Origin of the sequence: Psychrobacillus sp. MER TA 171, from assembly GCF_023713305.1 — a bacterium.
GTDB lineage: Bacteria > Bacillota > Bacilli > Bacillales_A > Planococcaceae > Psychrobacillus.
This window is the reverse complement of sequence record NZ_JAMAWN010000007.1, coordinates 31,236-50,019: the sequence shown is the minus strand read 5'-3', so window position 1 is coordinate 50,019 and position 18,784 is coordinate 31,236. Positions and strand designations below refer to the sequence as shown.

General features: G+C 37.0%; 14 protein-coding genes and 4 pseudogenes. 3 read left to right on the top strand and 15 right to left on the bottom strand.

Going from position 1 to position 18,784, the window contains the following annotated elements:
* Positions 1-326: 326 nt before the first annotated feature.
* From M3627_RS08475 to ltrA, 4 genes are all read right to left on the bottom strand, one after another.
* Positions 327-641 (bottom strand): YolC/YozM family protein, encoded by a 315-nt coding sequence (locus tag M3627_RS08475; RefSeq protein WP_251554038.1) that lies wholly within the window; start codon positions 639-641, stop codon positions 327-329.
* A 215-nt stretch (positions 642-856) separates the two neighbouring features.
* Positions 857-1,789, bottom strand: coding sequence for a zinc-binding dehydrogenase (locus M3627_RS08470; protein WP_251554036.1), 933 nt, complete (start codon positions 1,787-1,789; stop codon positions 857-859).
* A gap of 162 nt (positions 1,790-1,951) precedes the next feature.
* The gene (locus M3627_RS08465) at positions 1,952-2,419 is read right to left on the bottom strand and encodes a VanZ family protein (RefSeq protein WP_251554027.1); all 468 of its coding nucleotides are present in this window, start codon (positions 2,417-2,419) and stop codon (positions 1,952-1,954) included.
* Between the two features lie 169 nt (positions 2,420-2,588).
* Complete coding sequence (ltrA, locus tag M3627_RS08460; protein ID WP_251554004.1) at positions 2,589-3,917, bottom strand: group II intron reverse transcriptase/maturase; 1,329 nt, start codon at positions 3,915-3,917, stop codon at positions 2,589-2,591.
* An 819-nt stretch (positions 3,918-4,736) separates the two neighbouring features.
* Here ltrA and M3627_RS08455 point away from each other — a divergent pair.
* Positions 4,737-5,975, top strand: coding sequence for an IS110 family RNA-guided transposase (locus M3627_RS08455; RefSeq protein WP_251554002.1), 1,239 nt, complete (start codon positions 4,737-4,739; stop codon positions 5,973-5,975).
* Positions 5,976-6,364: 389 nt separating this feature from the next.
* Here the strand turns inward: M3627_RS08455 and M3627_RS08450 are convergent.
* Positions 6,365-6,532: pseudogene (locus tag M3627_RS08450) on the bottom strand (Rep family protein); the annotation flags it as partial.
* A gap of 143 nt (positions 6,533-6,675) precedes the next feature.
* Between M3627_RS08450 and M3627_RS08445 the strand changes: the two are divergent.
* Entirely contained in the window at positions 6,676-7,320 is a 645-nt protein-coding gene (locus tag M3627_RS08445) for a hypothetical protein (protein WP_251553982.1), read from the top strand.
* A gap of 385 nt (positions 7,321-7,705) precedes the next feature.
* Here M3627_RS08445 and M3627_RS08440 read toward each other — a convergent pair.
* A pseudogene (locus M3627_RS08440) lies at positions 7,706-7,831 on the bottom strand (ABC transporter permease); the annotation flags it as partial.
* Between M3627_RS08440 and M3627_RS08435 the strand changes: the two are divergent.
* A pseudogene (locus M3627_RS08435) lies at positions 7,831-7,962 on the top strand (iron chelate uptake ABC transporter family permease subunit); the annotation flags it as partial. The pseudogenes M3627_RS08440 and M3627_RS08435 sit on opposite strands and share 1 nt — an antisense overlap.
* A gap of 98 nt (positions 7,963-8,060) precedes the next feature.
* Here the strand turns inward: M3627_RS08435 and M3627_RS08430 are convergent.
* The 9 genes and pseudogenes from M3627_RS08430 to mmgD form a co-directional block, all read right to left on the bottom strand.
* Positions 8,061-8,321, bottom strand: a pseudogene (locus M3627_RS08430) (siderophore ABC transporter ATP-binding protein); the annotation flags it as partial.
* 260 nt (positions 8,322-8,581) lie between these two features.
* Complete coding sequence (locus M3627_RS08425) at positions 8,582-9,628, bottom strand: enoyl-CoA hydratase/isomerase family protein (RefSeq protein ID WP_251553973.1); 1,047 nt, start codon at positions 9,626-9,628, stop codon at positions 8,582-8,584.
* A 12-nt stretch (positions 9,629-9,640) separates the two neighbouring features.
* Positions 9,641-10,426, bottom strand: coding sequence for an enoyl-CoA hydratase-related protein (locus M3627_RS08420; protein WP_251553971.1), 786 nt, complete (start codon positions 10,424-10,426; stop codon positions 9,641-9,643).
* A gap of 218 nt (positions 10,427-10,644) precedes the next feature.
* A complete protein-coding gene (locus M3627_RS08415; RefSeq protein WP_251553969.1) occupies positions 10,645-12,099 on the bottom strand; it encodes a CoA-acylating methylmalonate-semialdehyde dehydrogenase in 1,455 nt (484 codons plus the stop codon).
* A gap of 191 nt (positions 12,100-12,290) precedes the next feature.
* A complete protein-coding gene (locus M3627_RS08410) occupies positions 12,291-13,178 on the bottom strand; it encodes an NAD(P)-dependent oxidoreductase (RefSeq protein WP_251553967.1) in 888 nt (295 codons plus the stop codon).
* A gap of 14 nt (positions 13,179-13,192) precedes the next feature.
* Positions 13,193-14,914 (bottom strand): acyl-CoA dehydrogenase family protein, encoded by a 1,722-nt coding sequence (locus tag M3627_RS08405; RefSeq protein ID WP_251553952.1) that lies wholly within the window; start codon positions 14,912-14,914, stop codon positions 13,193-13,195.
* A gap of 56 nt (positions 14,915-14,970) precedes the next feature.
* Positions 14,971-15,879: a methylisocitrate lyase gene (gene prpB / locus M3627_RS08400; protein ID WP_251553924.1), complete on the bottom strand. Its 909-nt coding sequence runs from the start codon at positions 15,877-15,879 to the stop codon at positions 14,971-14,973.
* Positions 15,880-15,894: 15 nt separating this feature from the next.
* Positions 15,895-17,337 carry a 2-methylcitrate dehydratase gene (locus M3627_RS08395; RefSeq protein ID WP_483315283.1) on the bottom strand — a complete coding sequence of 481 codons (1,443 nt, stop codon included), beginning with the start codon at positions 17,335-17,337 and terminating at the stop codon, positions 15,895-15,897.
* 86 nt (positions 17,338-17,423) lie between these two features.
* Complete coding sequence (gene mmgD, locus M3627_RS08390) at positions 17,424-18,554, bottom strand: citrate synthase (RefSeq protein WP_251553922.1); 1,131 nt, start codon at positions 18,552-18,554, stop codon at positions 17,424-17,426.
* Positions 18,555-18,784 lie beyond the last annotated feature (230 nt).

The following is an 18,784-nucleotide window of genomic DNA, read 5'->3' as shown; positions in this document are numbered from 1 at the left end:
AATTACTTCCCCTCTTTCTAGTTGCGACGTTTCTTCTTTGCCGGAGTGCGTCGCTTCTTAACATAAGTATCCAATAAAAAAATCACCTCTTAGTAAAATAGGTGATTTAAGATTTCTTTATAAATATCAGTAACCGACTTTAATGTAACTGGACAAATCATAGTTGGTAACCCATCTAATCGAACTTTAAGGTTTTAACATTATAGTTACCCGATTATGATTTTAACTTTTAAATACGCCTCGCCGTAATAACATTAATTATTTCGGATAGCGAATATTTAACTATAAGCACCCGTTACTTTAAGTGTAAATTTTCACAAACCTTTTTATTGTAAAGTTAAATCATCAGCGAAGACCTCAAGTTCATAACTCTTCATATCATGAGAATCTAAAATGTCTCTAAAGTATTCCTCTGCTTGCCCTTTATATTGTGTTTTTTCAATTCTAACTGTAATGACTTTTTCTTCAGGACTTAAACCCATAGCTTGTAGAGTAAATTCCTCTTGTGCGTCCTCAAAAATTTGACCAGAAAACATCTTATCAATACCATTTGCAGTCTCGTTCTCTTCAAATTCATTTTGTACGATAAAGAGGATAAATCCAGATACAACTATACATAATCCTATAATTACCTTCTTCAAAAACATCACCTCCAAACTTTAATATCTATTCGCCAAATATCTATTATCACCTTCTTAAAGAAACCTGTTGCGTTAGTTCAATAAGAAAAAAGGCTTTACTCCTTCTTGAAGTAAAGCACTCGTTAGTTGAACAAGAAAAACACTTCTTACTAAAGAATGTCACCTACTTATGATACGATACGTCGTGAAGTAGCGGCAAAATGCCACAATGCAATTTAGTATTCTACTAAGACCTTTAAAGGATTGATTTTTCCTTCAGCTATGTCCTCAAAACAGCTAATCAGTTCCTCTTTTTTTATTTTTTTCTCGAATATTTTATTTAATTTAGTATCATTCCGTACTTCATTAAGAAACCATTCGGAATGCTTCTTATAATCCCAACCGTCACTTGAACCAACAATTTTTAGTTCTTTCTCATAAAATTCAGGTTGTATTTCAAACCTCTCTTTATTGCCATCTGAAAGAATACATATACTGCCTTCTTTCGTTAGTGATTTCTGTAATATATTAAATGCATCATTATGTCCTGAACACTCTAATCCATAATCATAATGATTTATTGGGCATGCAGATCCATAATTAATAACAGAGTCTGCCCCCAGTAGCTTAGCCAATTGCCCTCTTGAGGTATTTGGTTCTATTACATCCACATGTTGAACTTTTATTTTTTGTTTTAAGAAATATAGAGTTAAAAGCCCTATTGTCCCCATCCCACTTACTATTACTCTATCCGACTCTTTAGGTTTGAGTTTCAGGACACCCTTTGACGAGTCACAGGATAAAATAGTGAGTAATGCGTAGGAATAGTGAATATCTTTAGGAACTGGAATAGCTTTATATTCTTTAATTACTCCAAAATCCTTGTGCCCATAAAATGCTACTACCCGGTCTCCAATATTTAAAGACTTTACATTATCACCTATCCTTATAATTTCACCATAGCTTTCATACCCAGTCTCTTTCGGATAAATAGGAGATTTATCAGTAAGATCACTTTCCATATATTGTGGCAGTTCTGCCCCGATACTGATTGCACCCGCAATAGTTTTTATTAGGATTTCATCTTTTTCAAGAGAGGGTAAATTATTTTGTATCCATTTCAGCGTTCTTTTTCCATACAACACCAGTGAATTTTGTTCTTGTTCCATTATATTACCTTCTTTCAAGGAATTCTTATTGAACTAACCTGCTGCGTTCGTATTATGAGGTCAACCAGTTAAAACTGGTTGACCTTATAATACGAAGCTCCCGTTAGAAAAAAACAAAAGCTATTTTTCTCCGTACTGTCCAATAATAGCAAAGTCTATTTTTTATGCCACTATCTTAAAAATGTTTTTGTACGCTATAAATAGCATGAATCCTATAAAACAACTTAGTAGGTTTAGAATAACGTCATCTACATCAAAACTACCTAAAAAGAAAATTAATTGGAGAATTTCTATGCTGAGTATTAACAAGAAACAAGAAATCATCGTTTTAATTATATTTCTTTGGGAAGGAATAGCCGCGGGTATTAGGAATCCCAGAGGTATAAAAGGAATGATATTCCCTAGAATATTTATAAAAGCTATACCAAAGCTTATATCATCTATATAAGCTTTGATTGTTCTAAAAGGAACTAAGTTTGCACTTGATTCTCCTTGAGCTCTACGCTCCATATTCATTTGTATGGTATTGATAAGATGTTGTATATTTCCATTGAACTTAATCACTATAAAATTAAGCACTAGTAATATGTATATAGTAAATAGAACTTTCCAAATATTTTTGAACATCATTGAAGACCTCCGCAATTTTTATTCATCTATTATCATTTGATTTTACAGATTAAATTATTGAACTAGTCGAGTAGAGAGGAACCTCTCTACCTTACGGTAGATTGTGTTCCTTCCCCCTCACAGAACCGTGCTTGCGCAATTCACGCACACGGCTCCTCCAAATCATCATTCACAAAATGTAGCCAATCTTCTTTCTTAAATCGTATATATTCACTTTAATTCTTGGTGAAGGTAACGGGTATTTATGAAGAAAGAGATTGAATTTATCCCAAGTAAAGGATTTTCTTTGACTTCTTCTGTTGAGCCATTTAAAGAGTAAATATCGAATTTTATCTCTAAATTGGTGAACACTTGGAGTGTTATCCGTGATGCAATAGTAGTTGTAGTAACCTACAAGCGCGCGTTTAAATCTATCCATAATCATATGAATATCTTTATTTCGATTAGTCTTTATCCATTCTTTCGATTCCTTTAGTTTAGCTTGTAGCTTCTTCCTACTTGTTTTCCGTTTCATACGAAAGTTTCCTTCTTTACTCGTCCCACAATAGTGCGTGAAACCGAGAAAATCAAAGGTTGCAGGTTTTCTATTCCCCGTTTGTTTTGCATCTTTCTCCGCAAACCTCCCGAAGGGAATAATTTTGGTTTTATCCTCCGCTATTTCTAAGTTAAACTTCTGTAATCTTACCTTTAATGATTGAAAGAATTCCTCTGCCTCTCTCTTATATTGGAAGCAACACACAAAATCATCTGCGTACCTCACTATATATGCTTGCCCTTCGCACTCTTTCCTGACCTTTTTCTCAAACCAAAGGTCCAGAACGTAGTGGAGGTATAGATTGGCAAGTATCGGAGATATGACTCCACCTTGCGGTGTGCCTTTATCTGTTTTGTATTTCTTACCTTCCTCCATGTATCCACCTTTAAGAAACCTACCAATTATTCTTAGTAGATTAGGATCAGAAATACGCAGTTTTAAGAACTCCATCATCCATATGTGATCAACGTTGTCGAAGAATCCTTTGATATCTACATCTACTACATAACTTACTGATTTCTTTTCAATATAATGATTTAAAATCTTCAAAGCATCGTGGCAATTACGATTTGGGCGGAACCCAAAAGAGCAGTCTAGAAAATCATTTTCATAGATGGCATTTAGTATTTTTGTAACGCCTTTCTGTACAATCTTATCTTCATGTTCCGGTATCCCCAACGGTCTTTTCTTGCTGGAGTTAAGCTTGGGAATATACATTCTCCTTACCGGAACAGGATGATAGCTTTTACTTTTGAGCCTACTTACTAAGTCCACTATATTTACCTCTAGTGTTTCACTGTATTGCTCTTTAGTTGTGCCATTAATCCCAGTTGCCTTCTTATTAGGTAATTCATGATGGCATTGAACTAGAGATTGCTTATTTAGTAAATGTGCAAGCGATGTAAATTTCATTCTCGGTTCAGCTTTTGCTAATTCTGCTATCCTTAATAGTTTTGTTTCCATTTAGTATTCCTACCTCCGCGTGTAGTAAATGTGTCCCTAGTAAGGGTGATAACTTGGTAGCAGCCTTTCCTCCATCGGCATTACCCTACTTCATTGGTACTACGCTGCTATCCGACTCCCTACAACGGCATTTGGTTTCCTCGCTTATTATCGCTTGTACACCATACTCTTCTATAAGAAGAAAAGACCGGTAGGGTCTCCCGAGTTGCCGTATCATATCGATGTGTGACGTGCCAAGGTCTCTGACTCCAGAGAGGTTTTATCCTTCTTGCCTTTAACGATGGATAAAATGTAGCTTTCTGCCGCAGGTAAGGCATCAGCCCTCTCGATTTACTAACATTATGGAGCTCAATCCCTTCAACCAGTTGGCTTTCGGCCCGCCACCTAACTGTCTACGCTTAAAGGCGAATGTTACCATTAGCCCTCCAAGACTCGCTACGAGTGAATGGCTAGTTCTTTCTCGACGGGAATCCCACCCGCTATATGATACGACCTAGGCTCGGCCGCACACCTGCGGCTTTAGTTCAATAAGAAAAAAGGCTTTACTCCTTCTTGAAGTAAAGCACCCGTTCGTAATATAAGGTTAGCCAGATTTTTCTGGTTGACCTTTTTCTATTTGGTCTTATTATAACGGTAGTCGGGGTAGAACGTCGCACCCGTGGGGCTAGATTCCGTCAGCTAAACTGTTCACCCCCTACTTGTATAAGCATGTTTCAGGCTGGTTGGGACATTGATCCCGTTTAACAAGCGAACCTATGACATTACAAGAAGCCTTAGGGGATACCGACTAATTTTATATTACTAGGAGGAGATTTACGTATGAACCCAGTTGTGGGTCTTGATGTAGCTAAAGGAGAGAGTCAGGTTCAAGCATTTTTAGATAAAGGCAAACCTTATAGAAAGAGTTTTAGTATTCCACATAACTTGGAAGGATTGAAGGCTTTTCTTGATTTTCTTCAAGAAATAGAAATAGCTTCTGGCGGTTATCAACCTTCGGTCGTATTAGAATCAACTGGACACTACCATACTCCAGTTATCCAGTTTTTAGAGGAACAAAACTATGTTTATATAGTGATCAATCCCCTTATTTCTCATAGAGCCAAAAGCTCTAGTTTACGAAAGGTAAAAACAGATGCGATCGATGCTTATCATCTTTGTGAACTTTATTATAAAGAAGAATTAGAACCATATAAAAAGAGAGGAATACAACTATTAAATCTTCGTAATTTAACAAGGCAACAAGAAAGTATTGCGGAAATGGCAGCTAAAACCAAGTTACAGCTACATTCCTTAATAGATCAGGTATTCCCTGAATTTAGAGGTGTATTTGGAAGTCTCTACTCTAAGATATCATTACTTACCTTACTCGCATTTCCAACATCCGAAAGCGTATTAAGTGTCGATGAAAAAGAATTGACCGAGAAGATATCTTCCCTCTGTAACAGTCGTTCGGAGAAATGGGCAAATGAAAGAGCACAGAAATTAAGAGAGGCCGCTCTTCGAAACCCGTTTCAACATAACCAGTACCAAAGCCATATTTTTAATTTGGAGATGTTAATAAATATTGTTCTGCAATATCAAGAGCATCTGTCAAAGCTATCAAATGAAATAGATTCAATCGCAAAAGAGATAGAAGAATATAAAATACTCCAATCTATCCCCGGAATCGGAGAAAAAATCGCTGCAACGATTATTTCGGAGATCGGGGAGATAGATCGGTTTGACGCCGCTAAAAAACTCGTTGCATTCGCAGGAGTTGACCCTAGTGTTTATTCTTCGGGTAAATTTACTGCATCTATTAACAGAATTACCAAACGGGGTTCCAGTAGACTGCGTCACGCCCTGTATATGGCTATTCAAAGTGGTATTCGAGATGCAAGAAAAATGAAGACAACGGATGAAATCATTCCTCGAAATAAAAGACTGAGAGAATTTTACGACAAGAAACGAGAAGAAGGAAAACCCTTTAGGGTAGCCATTATTGCCTGTGTAAATAAGCTCTTACACTGGATTTATGCCTTACTAAAAAAGAGAACTACTTTCCAGGATATAGCATAGAAACCGCATTAATATTAATTCACCAAAAACTTCCAAAAGTGATTTAGAGGAAGGTTATTTGGCATGTGTTTTTTTAGTATATCATGAGGTTAATAATTTTTTTAGTGAAAAATATTGACAAACTATTAGCTGGTTTGGTTTAAGTGTAACATTAACAAAGCATATCTGGTCTCAACTTGATATTTTGTCATAGAAAAACTGCACCTCCAATTGTTAGATGGTGTCTAACAATTGGGATGCTTACAAATAGATGGTCTTTTTTACAAACACGATAAGGACGGCTCTGGTGAGAAATTTCACATAAATTATGAAGTCTAGAGTTATCTAGAAAATAGTAGAAATATATTGACAAGTATAGGCCAGTTTTGTATGTTTTTTTCAAGGGTTTTTTAATAGAAAAGATTATCATCACATTGCCAATGAGGTTTCTTCAGTTCACTATCAGGATTAACGTCTTTATCATGCAATGGACTTTCAACCCAAGGAACATGAAGTTCGTCAATTATTTCACGCCAACTTTCGGGCGCACTTTCAGGATAAACAATGAATGACCAATTACTAGTTCTCTTAACAAATCAGAAGCGGAGTACGAAGAAAATTATAAGAAAAAGAGGAGTATTAATCTCTGTAACAATTTTACAATTGTATAAGTAATATGTTAGTGTGATTATGAATTCTAACAAAGGGGGAAGATTAAGAGATGAAACGTATTATTAATGGTATTTTTGCGATTACTTTCTTTTGTTTAGTAAGTGTGTTCGGTTTAACAGCTACAGCAGAGGGAATCGGTTTAACACAAGAACAGAAAGAACAGTATTATCAGCAGTATCAAAAAGATTTAAATGACTTAAAAACGCAATACGAAGGACAAGCAGTATTGGATGTTTCTGTTGCTGAATTTGAGTATTTCGAAGAAAATGGATGGTTTGTACCATCAGAATACAAAGCCACTGTAAACGAAGTTATCACAAGTAAAATTTTTGAAGTAGAAAATTCTATTTCCACACAAAACATTGTAAAAAGCATCACGAAATCATTCAATGTTACAAACTCCAAAAGCACTGTTATCGGTAAAATCAACGCAACAGTAGCACCAGTTTCTGCACATGATAGTGATCGTGGTGGCATGGTTTTGACAAGTCCGGGAAGTATCTTAACGTCTATAGGCTCTGATTCTGGTACTTGGAGTCAATCAAATGCGGGCGTATCATCATGGCCTCAAGGTCAACCGTATATTTATTTCCCATATCAATTTACAGGAACATACACTTATCAAGGAGTAAATTTTCCGTTCTCTGCTACATTCCCAGTAAGTATTTCTAAAAACGGCGCATTTTTCTTTTAAATCTAGAGTACGAATGTTTGCCCCTCCAATGAAGAAGAAAAGGATGAACTCGAACTAATGCTTCGAGGACATATCAATCCACACCAAGAGTGTGAGTGATCCAGAAGTGTTTCCTGATATGTGGTATAACATACGACAAAAGATGTTTAGGAACAAGAATATCCAAATGGCATCAGGGCTGAAGCATTATTAGCTTTCCACGCACAGAATAACTAACAATAAAATGGTATTGATGAAACGTAGTGATATTTTTTAACGAGATATGTTTCAAAAATAGCGAATTATCCTTAACCCCTTTAAAGTATTTGATACGAATCGTTTCGTTTCGAATACTTTAAAGTTTTTTTTATTACAGCATAAAATGAGGTATACGAATTGAATATTGTACTTTTATCCATAAGTATTCGTATCTTCCTACTTGAACCGCCGCAAAAGAGCCTAAAAACCAACTTTCAATACTTTGCGACATTTGAAAAAGGAGTCCAATAAAAGTAGATACTGCAGAAATGACTTTTGGTTTATAACAATCCAGTTCCAATAGATTCACCTTCTTTTATCCCAGTTGTTAAAAGAAGGATAGTAGCTCTGATTGCAATGATTATTGCTGCAATTTGTCAGAGTTTGTCGACAGTGGCTTTCCAATTGAGATACAGTAGTTTGACTCCCACTGTCTCCACGTTATAAGAACTATCGATAAAAGCTTTATTGTTGTGACGTAAAGCATAAAATTTCCTTTAGGAATATCTATTTTCTAGATCAGTCAATCCTAAAAAATCAATATATTTAGAAATAATTGCCTCATCCTTTTTCGTTAATCTTCCCTTGGAATAAGGAAATCGTCCAAATTCGGCTAATTGTCTAACAGTAAGCCTTGTTACAAAATGATTTTCTTGTCGCAAAATAGTCACGATTTTGGTTAAGTCTTCTGATTTAGATGCAGTTACATCCATATTTGCCACCGTTATTTTGCCCTCATCTATATTCAAAAGTCTATATATTAGTCTCGTGATACCAAGATCATAAATTGGATTATAACTATCAGTTGTGAAATGCTGCGCTTGTAGTTACCATAAAGGAACATACTTTTAGCTATGAACTTAAAGATGCGGCTCCTACTTAAATAACATAAGGATGAACAATAGCTTGAGTGTAAAATTTTTTTTGAGTATTTTCCATTTTGCTTTTTTATTCAAGAAAAGATACTTAAAAAATCTCCTTGATTAACATCGATCTTCAAACATAATTACCTATATTGTATCATTTAAATAGGTTTAAAAAAGTCATTAACTACTATTTCGGATACATCAGATAACTTTTCGTACTTAAATTGAGGCTTTTGCCCTTTGTCGATCAAAACGGTTCTGACTCCTTCAAAAAAATCTTGATGTTTCAAGAAGTTTTTTGCTAGTGTTAGATCTGTTGCCAAACATTCCTCTATTGTTTTGTTTTGACCATCTATTAGCTGCTTTAAAGTTATTTTTAAAGAAAAAGGTGATTTTGAGAAAAGTGTTTTCTTAGTCTCCTTAGCAAATGAATCATCTATGTCCTCTAGCGATGAAATAATACCTTCCATCGTGTTAAAAGAAAAATGCTCATTTATACTTTCTTCTAGATTTTTAAGCTCACTTTCTTCTATAGGTAAACTTGCATATTTCTCCATCAAAATAGAAAGCTCATCCTGTATAGATCGTCCCTGCCAGTTTGTTTCAGTAACCGATTGGATAAACTGTCCAAGCGATTGCTGAGTCATATAAATATTCGCAGCTTTTATATATAAAATATCAGGAGCTGTAATAACAGAAGCTGTTAATGCCAAATATCGTCCTATGTAGCCAGGTGCTTTATTTAAAAAATAAGCAGCTCCAACGTCCGGGAAAAAAGCTATATTCATTTCGGGCATAGCCCATTTAGTCCGTTCCGTCACAATTTTATAACCTGCTCCGTAGGATAAGCCGACACCTCCACCCATCACAATTCCATCTAAACAGGCAATAATCGGTTTAGGGTAAGTATATATTAGTCGATCCGCTTCATATTCTTTCTTAAAAAATTGTTTTGCTTCTTGCAATGCTGAATCGCTAGAGTTGGATTGATAAAGTGCTTTGATATCTCCACCAGCACAAAATCCTTTTTCTCCTTCTCCCTGTAAAATGACAAGACATATGTTATCATCGGCTTGCCATTCTTTTAGTCTCCGTTCTATTTGTTTTACCATCTCATACGACAAGGAATTTAATGCTTTTGGACGATTTAATGTGATTGTGGCTATCCCATTATCATTAATTGAAAATAAAACTTCATTTGTCATAATGGTTCCCCCTTAGGAATGAGTAAAATTAGGCTTTCTCTTTTCTATAAAAGCTATAATTCCTTCCTCTGCATCTGAAGTCAAAAACAATTCAGCAAATTTCTTTCGTTCTCTTTCCAGTGCATCCAGTAAATTTTCGTTGTTTCCCTGTACAATACATTCTATTACTTTAGTGATGCTAGTCTTACTTTTTCCTTCAATAAATGATTCTGCAATCGTGCGAGCAGTGTTTAAAAGCTCCTCTTGTGACACAACTAATTGTACAATACTATGCTTCAATGCCTCATCCGCTGTTAGTTGTTTACTAGTAAGTATTAAATTTAATGCTGTCGAAGCATCTGTTAGTTTTGTCAGTCTGTAGGTGCCCCCAAATGTCGGTAGAAGTCCAAGTTTCAACTCTGGTAGCCCAAGAACCGCGGAATCTACAGCGATTCTATAATGGCAAGCCATTGCTAGCTCGAAGCCTCCGCCAAGTGCAGCGCCATTTATAGCAGCGATAACGGGTTTGTTCATCGATTCTATTTCATTACAAAGGTCTTGTCCCGCTTTTGCCATCGCTAGACCTTTTCCTTCGTCTCCCAGTGCAGCAACAAATTCTTTAATATCCGCTCCAGCGACAAAAAATTTGCCAGCGCCAGTTAGAATAATAGCTCTTGTTCCCTCATCGTTTGTTAGAGATCTTAGCAAAAAGCGTATTTCCTCAATACAGGAAGAAGATAAAGTATTAGCTGGTGGATTATTTAGTTCTATCGTCGTAATAAAGTTATCCTTTGTCACCCTTGTAAATTTAGATTCCATCTATCATTACCTCCAATATTAATAGGGTTGTTGAAAAATCCCTTTTGCAGCGAATAGAATTACCTCTATGTTTTTGCAAAAGGGAATTTATAATAGTTGCTTATCAAATATGCCCTAGCATATTTACGACTAGATTTTTATCGGACTAGCTCGATAAATTCCTTCGAGATCCGTGTACCAAAAGAATGTTGGTCGCTTGGTGTAATGCTAAATATAAATTAAAACCAGCGTTCTGTGACAACTTTTTTACGCGTATAAAATTGCACACCGTCTTTCCCATTAGTTCCAAGATCACCATAAAACGATGCTTTGTTTCCCGCAAATGAGAAAAATGCCATCGGAGCTGGTACGTTCACATTCACTCCTATCATACCTGCATCTATTTTTTCTCGGAAGATTTGTGCACTTTTACCACTAGAGGTATAAATTACCGCTCCATTCGCAAATTTAGATTGGTTCGTCAATTCGATTCCTTCTTGCAAATTTCTTACTCGCACTACGCTCAAAACAGGAGCAAAAATCTCCTCTTGCCAAATTTTCATATCCGGTTTTACGTGATCAAAAATGGTAGCCCCTACAAAATATCCTGCTTGGTTTTCTGGCTGTCTGCCATCTATTATTAATTTTGCGCCTTCTTCTACACCTATGTTAATGTAATTTAACACACGGTCTTTGTGTACCTCGCGGATCAATGGACCTACAAAGTTTTCTTCATAGCGACCATCTCCGACTTTTAGCATGCGAGTTTCAGAGATGAGTAGATTGATAAATTCCTCTGCAATATCCTCTTCAACTGCTACAACAGAACATGCCATACAGCGTTCGCCGCTACTGCCAAAAGCGGCTCCTATGACACCTTGAACAGTTTTTTCTAAATGACAATCTGCTAAAACAAGTCCGTGGTTTTTTGCTCCTGCAAGGGCTTGCACTCGTTTACCATTTGCAGAACCCGTTTCATAGACATACTTGGCAACTGGCTCCGAACCTACAAAGGAGATGGCTTTAATAGCTGGATGCTCTAACAAACCATTCACGACATCCTTACTACCGTGTACTAAATTAAGGACTCCGTTCGGAAACCCTGCTTCATAGAACAAGTCGACCAGTTTTTCCGCTAAAATGGGCGTACGTTCCGATACTTTTAAAACAAATGTGTTTCCACACGCAATTGCCAGTGGAAACATCCAAAGAGGAACCATCATTGGGAAGTTAAATGGTGTAATTCCAGCAACAACACCAATCGGATATCGCCAAATCGATCCATCAATCCCTTCTGCAATATTCGGAAGTGCATCCCCCATCATCATACTTGGTGTTGAAGTAGCCAGTTCAACTACCTCGATACCACGTTGTACCTCACCACTGGCATCTTTTAATGTTTTCCCGTTTTCCGCTGTAATGATCGCTGCCAATTCGTCTTTGTTTTCCAGTAATAATTGAAGATATTTATACAAAAAGCGTGTTCTATTCGGAACAGGAACTAACGACCACTCTTCAAAGGCTTTACTAGCCGCTTGTACTGCTAAATCCACATCCTCTTTTGTAGAGATAGGAACATATGCGATTGTTTCTCCAGTTGCTGGGTTCGGAATAGTTTCAACTTCCGTCCCTCTTGACTCGACCCATTTACCATCAATATTATTTTGCATTCTTTTGATCGTTGTAGTAATCATGACAGATTCTCCTTTTCATAAAGTGAAACTTTAATCAGTGGTGGTTCTTTATCTCCACTGATTGCTAGTTAGGACAAACACGATGTTGCATACTTAGTCTGCTATTCATTTTATCGAGGAAATACCAACAGCTGATCTCCCACCTATCTTCTCGCTGCCCTTAAACCTTGAAGTGGGAGTCTTACCAATCGTTAATGAATGGATGGTGTTTGTGCACTAACTTTTTTATAGAGGACTGACATATCCTGTTCCCCAAATCCACTTTTTTCTGCTTCTTCATACATTTCGTAAAGTATTTTACTTATCGGTAAATCGATATGGTTTTTATCCGCAAGCTCTAATGCAAAACCCATATCCTTTTTTAATAGATTGAGTGCAAATCCTGGTGCATAATCATCATTTGCTATGAAACTCTTATAATTTCGTTCGTATATTCGGCTTTGACCATAGCTGACATTTAGCATATCAAACAATTTATCTAAATCTAGTTGACTTTCTTTCGCAAGGGTAAGCGCCTCACTCACTCCAGCCGTGTAGAAGCCAATTAGTAAATTATTGATCAGTTTTGTAGCAGTGCCACTATCAATCTTTTCACTAACATGAAATATGTTTTCTCCTAGTACGTTAATGATTGGCAATGCTCTTTCAAAAGCATCCTTCGAGCCACCAACCATGAATGTGAGCGTTTTATTAATGGCACCAATAACCCCGCCACTAACAGGTGCTGCAAGAAAATCTACACCTTTTTGCTTAGCGCTTTGTTCAATTTTTATATTAAGTTCGGGAGAAACAGTGCTTGTATCGATTAATAGGATGTTTGGATGAGCGTGCTCGATGAGTCCCTGGTCGCCCAAATAGATTGCTTCCACAGCACCATTGGACGGAAGACTCGTAAAAATAACGTCACAGCTGTTTGCCAATTGCGCAATCGTATAGCCTACTTTTCCACCATTTTTCTCAAAAAGAAGTAAAGCTTCTTTGTTCAAATCAACTCCGTACACATCAAAATTAGATGCGATCAAATTGTGAGACATAGGTAACCCCATGTTTCCTAGCCCTACAAAGCCTATCTTTTTCATTAGAACACTCCCATTCATATGAAATATCGACCATGCTTTATCATTACTTCTGCAATTTTCCGTTTCTTTATAAACAGATTGCTGTATAGTGGTACGGACAGTTTTTTTATTTGTTGTAGCATAACCACCTGTAATTGCTCATCTATTTCTAATGAGGTAAGTATCGTAATAGCAGCAGTTTCTATTTTCCGGTAACCCTCCTCACAGATGATGCCGGTAACTAATTGGTGGATTGTTTCCTCTTTATTGCTCTCTTTATTGTTTATATATTTTTCTAATCTTAAATAGGATGACTCCATTACATAAATGTCCTTTGTCATATCAGCTAGAAGTCGTAAGTATTCTTGTTCTCGCTCTAAGTTTAAAGTAGTTTCCGAGAAGGCTTTCAGAACGTCGTGTAGCAGCTCTAGTGATAGAACAATATATCGGAAATTTCGGTTTGAGCTGGACGGGGATTCACTCCCAACAAGTGGAACAGTTGAAATAAGTTCTTGCTGTTTTTTTAATATTAATTTAGCAATAGTTAAACGATTTATTTCATTTGTTCCTTCAAAAATACGGCTAATCCTCGCATCTCGGTAAAGGCTCTCGACTGGATATTCTTGCATAAAGCCATTACCTCCATGAATTTGTACCGCCTCATCTACAATTTCATCTAATATTTCGGAGCTATTAATCTTATTTAATGCACATTCAATTGCAAAATTGGCTAATAATGCAGGAATCTCTTGATCACTTTCGATTGATTCCAAAGCTTCGTCTATACAGTGAGCTGTACGGTAAGCAGCACTTTCTGCACCATATATAGAGATGACCATATTAGCTATTTTTTCTTGAATCATCGTAAAGTTAGATAAATGTTTGTTGAATTGTTTTCGTTCATTTACATACTGGATCGAAAGTTGGGTTGCTTGCTTTGCAGTACCGATATTCGCAAAAGCAAGTTTGAGACGTGCCATATTTAAGATGTTGAGCGCGACTTGATGACCTTTTCCCCTTACACCTAGCATATTTTCACTTGGAACAGATACATTATCTAGAATAAGAGTTGCTGTGGATGAACCTTTAATCCCCATTTTCTTTTCTTCAGGTCCCGTTGATACGCCTTGCAAGGATTTTTCTACAATAAAAGCAGTGACCCCATCTACTGTTTTCGCAAATACAACGAATACATCTGCAACTTTTGCATTCGTTATCCATTGTTTTTCTCCATTTAACAACCATGTTCCATCATTCTGTAAATTAGCTGTCGTTTTTAAGCTTAAAGCATCAGAACCAGCACTCGGCTCGGTTAGGGCATAGGCTCCGATCCATTGACCAGAAGCAAGCTTTGGTAAATACTTTTCCTTTTGTTCTGCAGTCCCAAAATAGACATACGGAAGTGTTCCAACTCCTACATGAATATTAAACGAAACACTGAAAGAACCACTTTGACCCATTTTTTCTGCGACCAATCCTGCAGTTTTTTTGTTTAACGATAAACCACCATATGATTCTGGGACTTCGATACTTAGCAATCCTAAATCACCCGCTTTTTTAAACAACTCACTTGTCGTAGCATAGTTATGCTGTTCAAACTGCGATAAGTGAGGAATCACATCTTGTTTAATAAATGACTCCGTCGTTTTTGCTATGAGATGATCTTCTTCCGTGAAATCTTCTGGAGTGAATAAATTAGCATGCGTTTCTTTTTCTAGAGAAAAGAGGTTCTGCACATGGACCAATTGTTTTTCCATCCTAAGCCTCCTAACTTAATGAAGATAAAGCTGTTTCAACAGCTTTATCCTAGTCTTTATTGTTGAGTGGTTAGTACAGTTTTAGAGATAGCCTTGTCTAATTCTTCAAATTTGTAATACGAAATCGTTTCGTATAATTCGCTTCTTGTTTGCATACTAGATAATCCTACTTTTTGAGAGCCGCGTTCTTTGATCAAATGAAAAACTGTTTCATAAGCCTTTGCTGCTACTCTAAGGGATGTAACTGGATAGATGACCATTTTGTAGCCCATTTCCTCAAACTGTTCCGCTGTATAGTAAGGAGTCTGCCCAAATTCAGTCATGTTTGCAAGCAATGGAACGGATATTCTATTCGAAAACTTACGGAATTCTTCCTCCGATTTAAGTGCTTCTGGGAAAATAGCATCCGCTCCAGCCTCCACATATGCAGTTGCTCTTTCAATGGCCGCTTCTAAACCTTCCACTCCTCGTGCATCTGTACGAGCAACGACTACTAAAGAAGGGGCAACCTCCTTGATCACTTGAATCTTCTGTACCATCTCTTCTGTTGAAGTAAGCTGCTTCCCATTTAAATGTCCACATTTTTTAGGGAGCTGCTGATCCTCTATTTGAACTGCAGCAACTCTAGATTCTAGCATCTCCTTAGCAGTTCTCGCAGCATTCAATATTCCACCAAATCCCGTATCAATATCGACTAATAAAGGAAGGTTCGTTGCACGAATAATATCCTTTGCACGCTCAGCCACTTCCGTAGATGTAACTATCCCTAAATCCGGTAATCCTTTACTAGCTGTGTAAGCAGCTCCAGATAAATATAATGCAGAAAAGCCAACCTCTTTGGCGATTAATCCAGCCATCGCATCATGACTTCCAGGAATTTGTAAAATTTTTCCATCTGCTATTAAAGTACGAAATTGTTCCGCGAGTTCTTTTTGAGTAGAGTCTTGATCTACTATCCAAGCCATTTTAAATTCCTCCTTTTAAAGTAGAAACAGCTCCATAAATTCATTTACGTTCATTTCTGCTAACGCTTTATAGTCGTAACAAACCTCTTCCATTTTTTGTAGCTTTTTTTTTGTGTAATGAGACTGTATATTGAAAGAAAATTTTTCCTTGATTTTTGGAAAAGCTTCCTCTCTACGGAAGCGATGTCCTAAAGGATACTCACATTCTACCTTTTCCGTCGAAGTTCCATCTTTGAAATAAATTTGAATAGCATTGGCGATCGAGCGCTTGCTCGGATCGAGATAATCTTGACTGTATTGTTTGCTTTCTACTACTTCCATCTTATTTCTTAGTTGATCGATTAAAGGATCTGAAGCCGTTTCTTCTTCATAATGCTCTGCCGTTATAGTCCCTTTCAAAAGACCGATTGCGGTAATATATTGTAAACAATGGTCTCGGTCAGCCGGATTATGAAGAGGTCCAGTCTTATCGATAATTCGAATTGCAGACTCATGCGTAGTAATTGTAACCCGCTCAATTTCCTCAAAACGTTCTTTCACTAGTGGATGCAACTTAACCGCACACTCTGCTGCGGTCTGCGCATGAAATTCTGCAGGATATGAAACTTTAAATAAGACATGTTCCATTACATAGGAATCTAGATTTCTTCCAAGCTTCAACTCTTGTTTATTAAATAAGACATCTTGGAAGCCCCAGCCTGGTGCTGATAGAGCCGTAGGATAACCCATTTCGCCTTTCATTGCCATCATTGCTAAATATACTCCACGGCTTGTTGCATCGCCTGCAGCCCATGATTTACGTGAGCCAGTATTAGGAGCGTGTCTATATGTTCTTAGACTAGAATTATCAAGCCATGCATTGGATAAAGCATTAACAATCTCTTCTTTTGAGCCTCCAAGCATTTTAGTTACAACAGCGGTAGTAGCAATTTTGACGAATAAAACATGATCTAGACCAACCCGATTTAAACTGTTTTCTAGGGCAAGAACGCCTTGTATTTCATGTGCTTTTATCATCATTTCTAAAACTTCTTGTACAGTTAGTGGTTCTTTTCCTTCTGCTAAATTTTTTCTAGATAAATAGTCAGCAACTGCAAGAATCCCTCCAAGATTATCTGATGGATGCCCCCACTCTGCTGCTAACCATGTATCATTAAAATCTAGCCATCTGATCATACACCCAATATTAAAAGCCCCTTTTACTGGATCAAGTACAAAGGAGGTACCCGGTACTCTAGATCCATTAGGAACAACCGTTCCTGGCACAACAGGACCTAATAGCTTTGTGCATTCCGGGTAATTGAGTGCGAGAATACCGCATCCAACCGTGTCTAATAATACGTACTGGGCTGTTTGAAAAGCTTCGGTGCTTACTATGTCCTTATGCAAAACATAATCCGCTATTTCCTCTAGTAAACTATCCGTCTTCGTTCGATCATTTATATATAACAAGTTCATCTTTCCTTCCTGATGATATTAGTTTAAAATTGTAGTGGATGTTTTGCAGAACATCCACTTGGCGGCGTGCTTAAGCTACTATTTGTCTATTGGTTGATAATAATGGCGCGTCGCTCGCCTGTATAATGCACTCTTGGACGGAATAATCGATTATGTGCATGCTGTTCCATAACATGTGCGCATAATCCTATTGTTCTAGAACTAAAGAAAATTGGTGTATATAGAGGAATCGGAATACCAAGCATCCAATATACGGGTGCTGCATAATAGTCAAGATTTGGGTAGATACCTTTTTCTCTTTCCATTATTCTTTCCCCAGCTTCACACATTTGATAAAGAAGATCATCTCCCTTTACCTCACACAATTGACGTAAAGCATCTTTCATAATAGTCGCTCTAGGATCCATTTTTTTCATATAAACTCGGTGACCAAATCCCATAATTCGATCTTTATTTGCTAGTTTTGCTTTAAGCACTTTTTCAAATTCCGCTACCGTTTTTGCTTCTAACAACATGTACATGACTGCTTCGTTTGCTCCACCATGCAAATTACCTTTCAAGGAAGCCACTGCGCCAGTGAGTGCTCCGTACATGTCGGATTTTGTGGAGGCGATCACTCTTGCTGTAAAGGTCGAGTTGGGCATCTCATGCTCACTATATAAAACAAGCGAACGGTCAAATATCTTTTCTTCTAAGGGGGTAGGTTTTTTCCCTGTTAGCATATAAAAAAAGTTTGCACTATACGACAATTCTCGAAGAGGTGCTATTACATCTTCTTTCTGGATGACTCTATAGCTATTTGCAACTAGATTAGGAACCTTTCCCAATAGTTTGTATGCCTTTTTCAAATTTGCTTCCACCGTGCAATCATCGATTTCTTGATCAAACCCTGCAAGAGAAGAAAGCCCCGTACGCAAAGCGTCCATTGGATGAGTATTGCTAGGTAATAGCGTAAAGATATCTAATATTTCCTTTGGTACATCATATTCACCTTTTAATACTTCTTCCAAAGCAACTTTTTCTACTGTATTTGGAATTTCCCCTTCTAGTAAAAGGTGAACAATATCTAAATATTGGCTTGTCTTCGATAACTCAATTAGATCATATCCTTGAATAACAATTTCGCCTTGTACTGTATCTAGAAACGAAATTTCCGTTTCCGCCGCGACTACACCGTCGAGGCCAGGATAATATTTCTGTTCGGTTTCGGTTTCCATTTCTCTTCCTCCCATCCCCATTTACATTTTTAGCACTTGAAAGCCCTTACAAAAAGCTATAAAATTACTCTTTTCGCTTAAGTTTTTCATGTTTCCACAAACAAATATGCTAGTGAAAGAAAATAATCCTCATTTTCAATTCGATTGTTTAAAAAAATAAACAATAAAAAAACAACTTCTTTTAAGAAGTTGTTAAGACACGAAGGAATACTTTAATAAACATGTTTAAT

Excerpts from the sequence above, each read along its gene's own strand:
- M3627_RS08455 (WP_251554002.1), top strand. The coding sequence starts at position 4,737 with ATGAACCCAGTTGTGGGTCTTGATGTAGCTAAAGGAGAGAGTCAGGTT.
- M3627_RS08465 (WP_251554027.1), bottom strand. The coding sequence starts at position 2,419 with ATGATGTTCAAAAATATTTGGAAAGTTCTATTTACTATATACATATTA.
- M3627_RS08415 (WP_251553969.1), bottom strand. The coding sequence starts at position 12,099 with ATGATTACTACAACGATCAAAAGAATGCAAAATAATATTGATGGTAAA.
- M3627_RS08395 (WP_483315283.1), bottom strand. The coding sequence starts at position 17,337 with ATGAACTTGTTATATATAAATGATCGAACGAAGACGGATAGTTTACTA.
- ltrA (WP_251554004.1), bottom strand. The coding sequence starts at position 3,917 with ATGGAAACAAAACTATTAAGGATAGCAGAATTAGCAAAAGCTGAACCG.
- M3627_RS08470 (WP_251554036.1), bottom strand. The coding sequence starts at position 1,789 with ATGGAACAAGAACAAAATTCACTGGTGTTGTATGGAAAAAGAACGCTG.
- M3627_RS08410 (WP_251553967.1), bottom strand. The coding sequence starts at position 13,178 with ATGAAAAAGATAGGCTTTGTAGGGCTAGGAAACATGGGGTTACCTATG.
- M3627_RS08405 (WP_251553952.1), bottom strand. The coding sequence starts at position 14,914 with ATGGAAAAACAATTGGTCCATGTGCAGAACCTCTTTTCTCTAGAAAAA.
- mmgD (WP_251553922.1), bottom strand. The coding sequence starts at position 18,554 with ATGGAAACCGAAACCGAACAGAAATATTATCCTGGCCTCGACGGTGTA.
- M3627_RS08445 (WP_251553982.1), top strand. The coding sequence starts at position 6,676 with ATGAAACGTATTATTAATGGTATTTTTGCGATTACTTTCTTTTGTTTA.
- M3627_RS08420 (WP_251553971.1), bottom strand. The coding sequence starts at position 10,426 with ATGGAATCTAAATTTACAAGGGTGACAAAGGATAACTTTATTACGACG.
- M3627_RS08425 (WP_251553973.1), bottom strand. The coding sequence starts at position 9,628 with ATGACAAATGAAGTTTTATTTTCAATTAATGATAATGGGATAGCCACA.
- prpB (WP_251553924.1), bottom strand. The coding sequence starts at position 15,879 with ATGGCTTGGATAGTAGATCAAGACTCTACTCAAAAAGAACTCGCGGAA.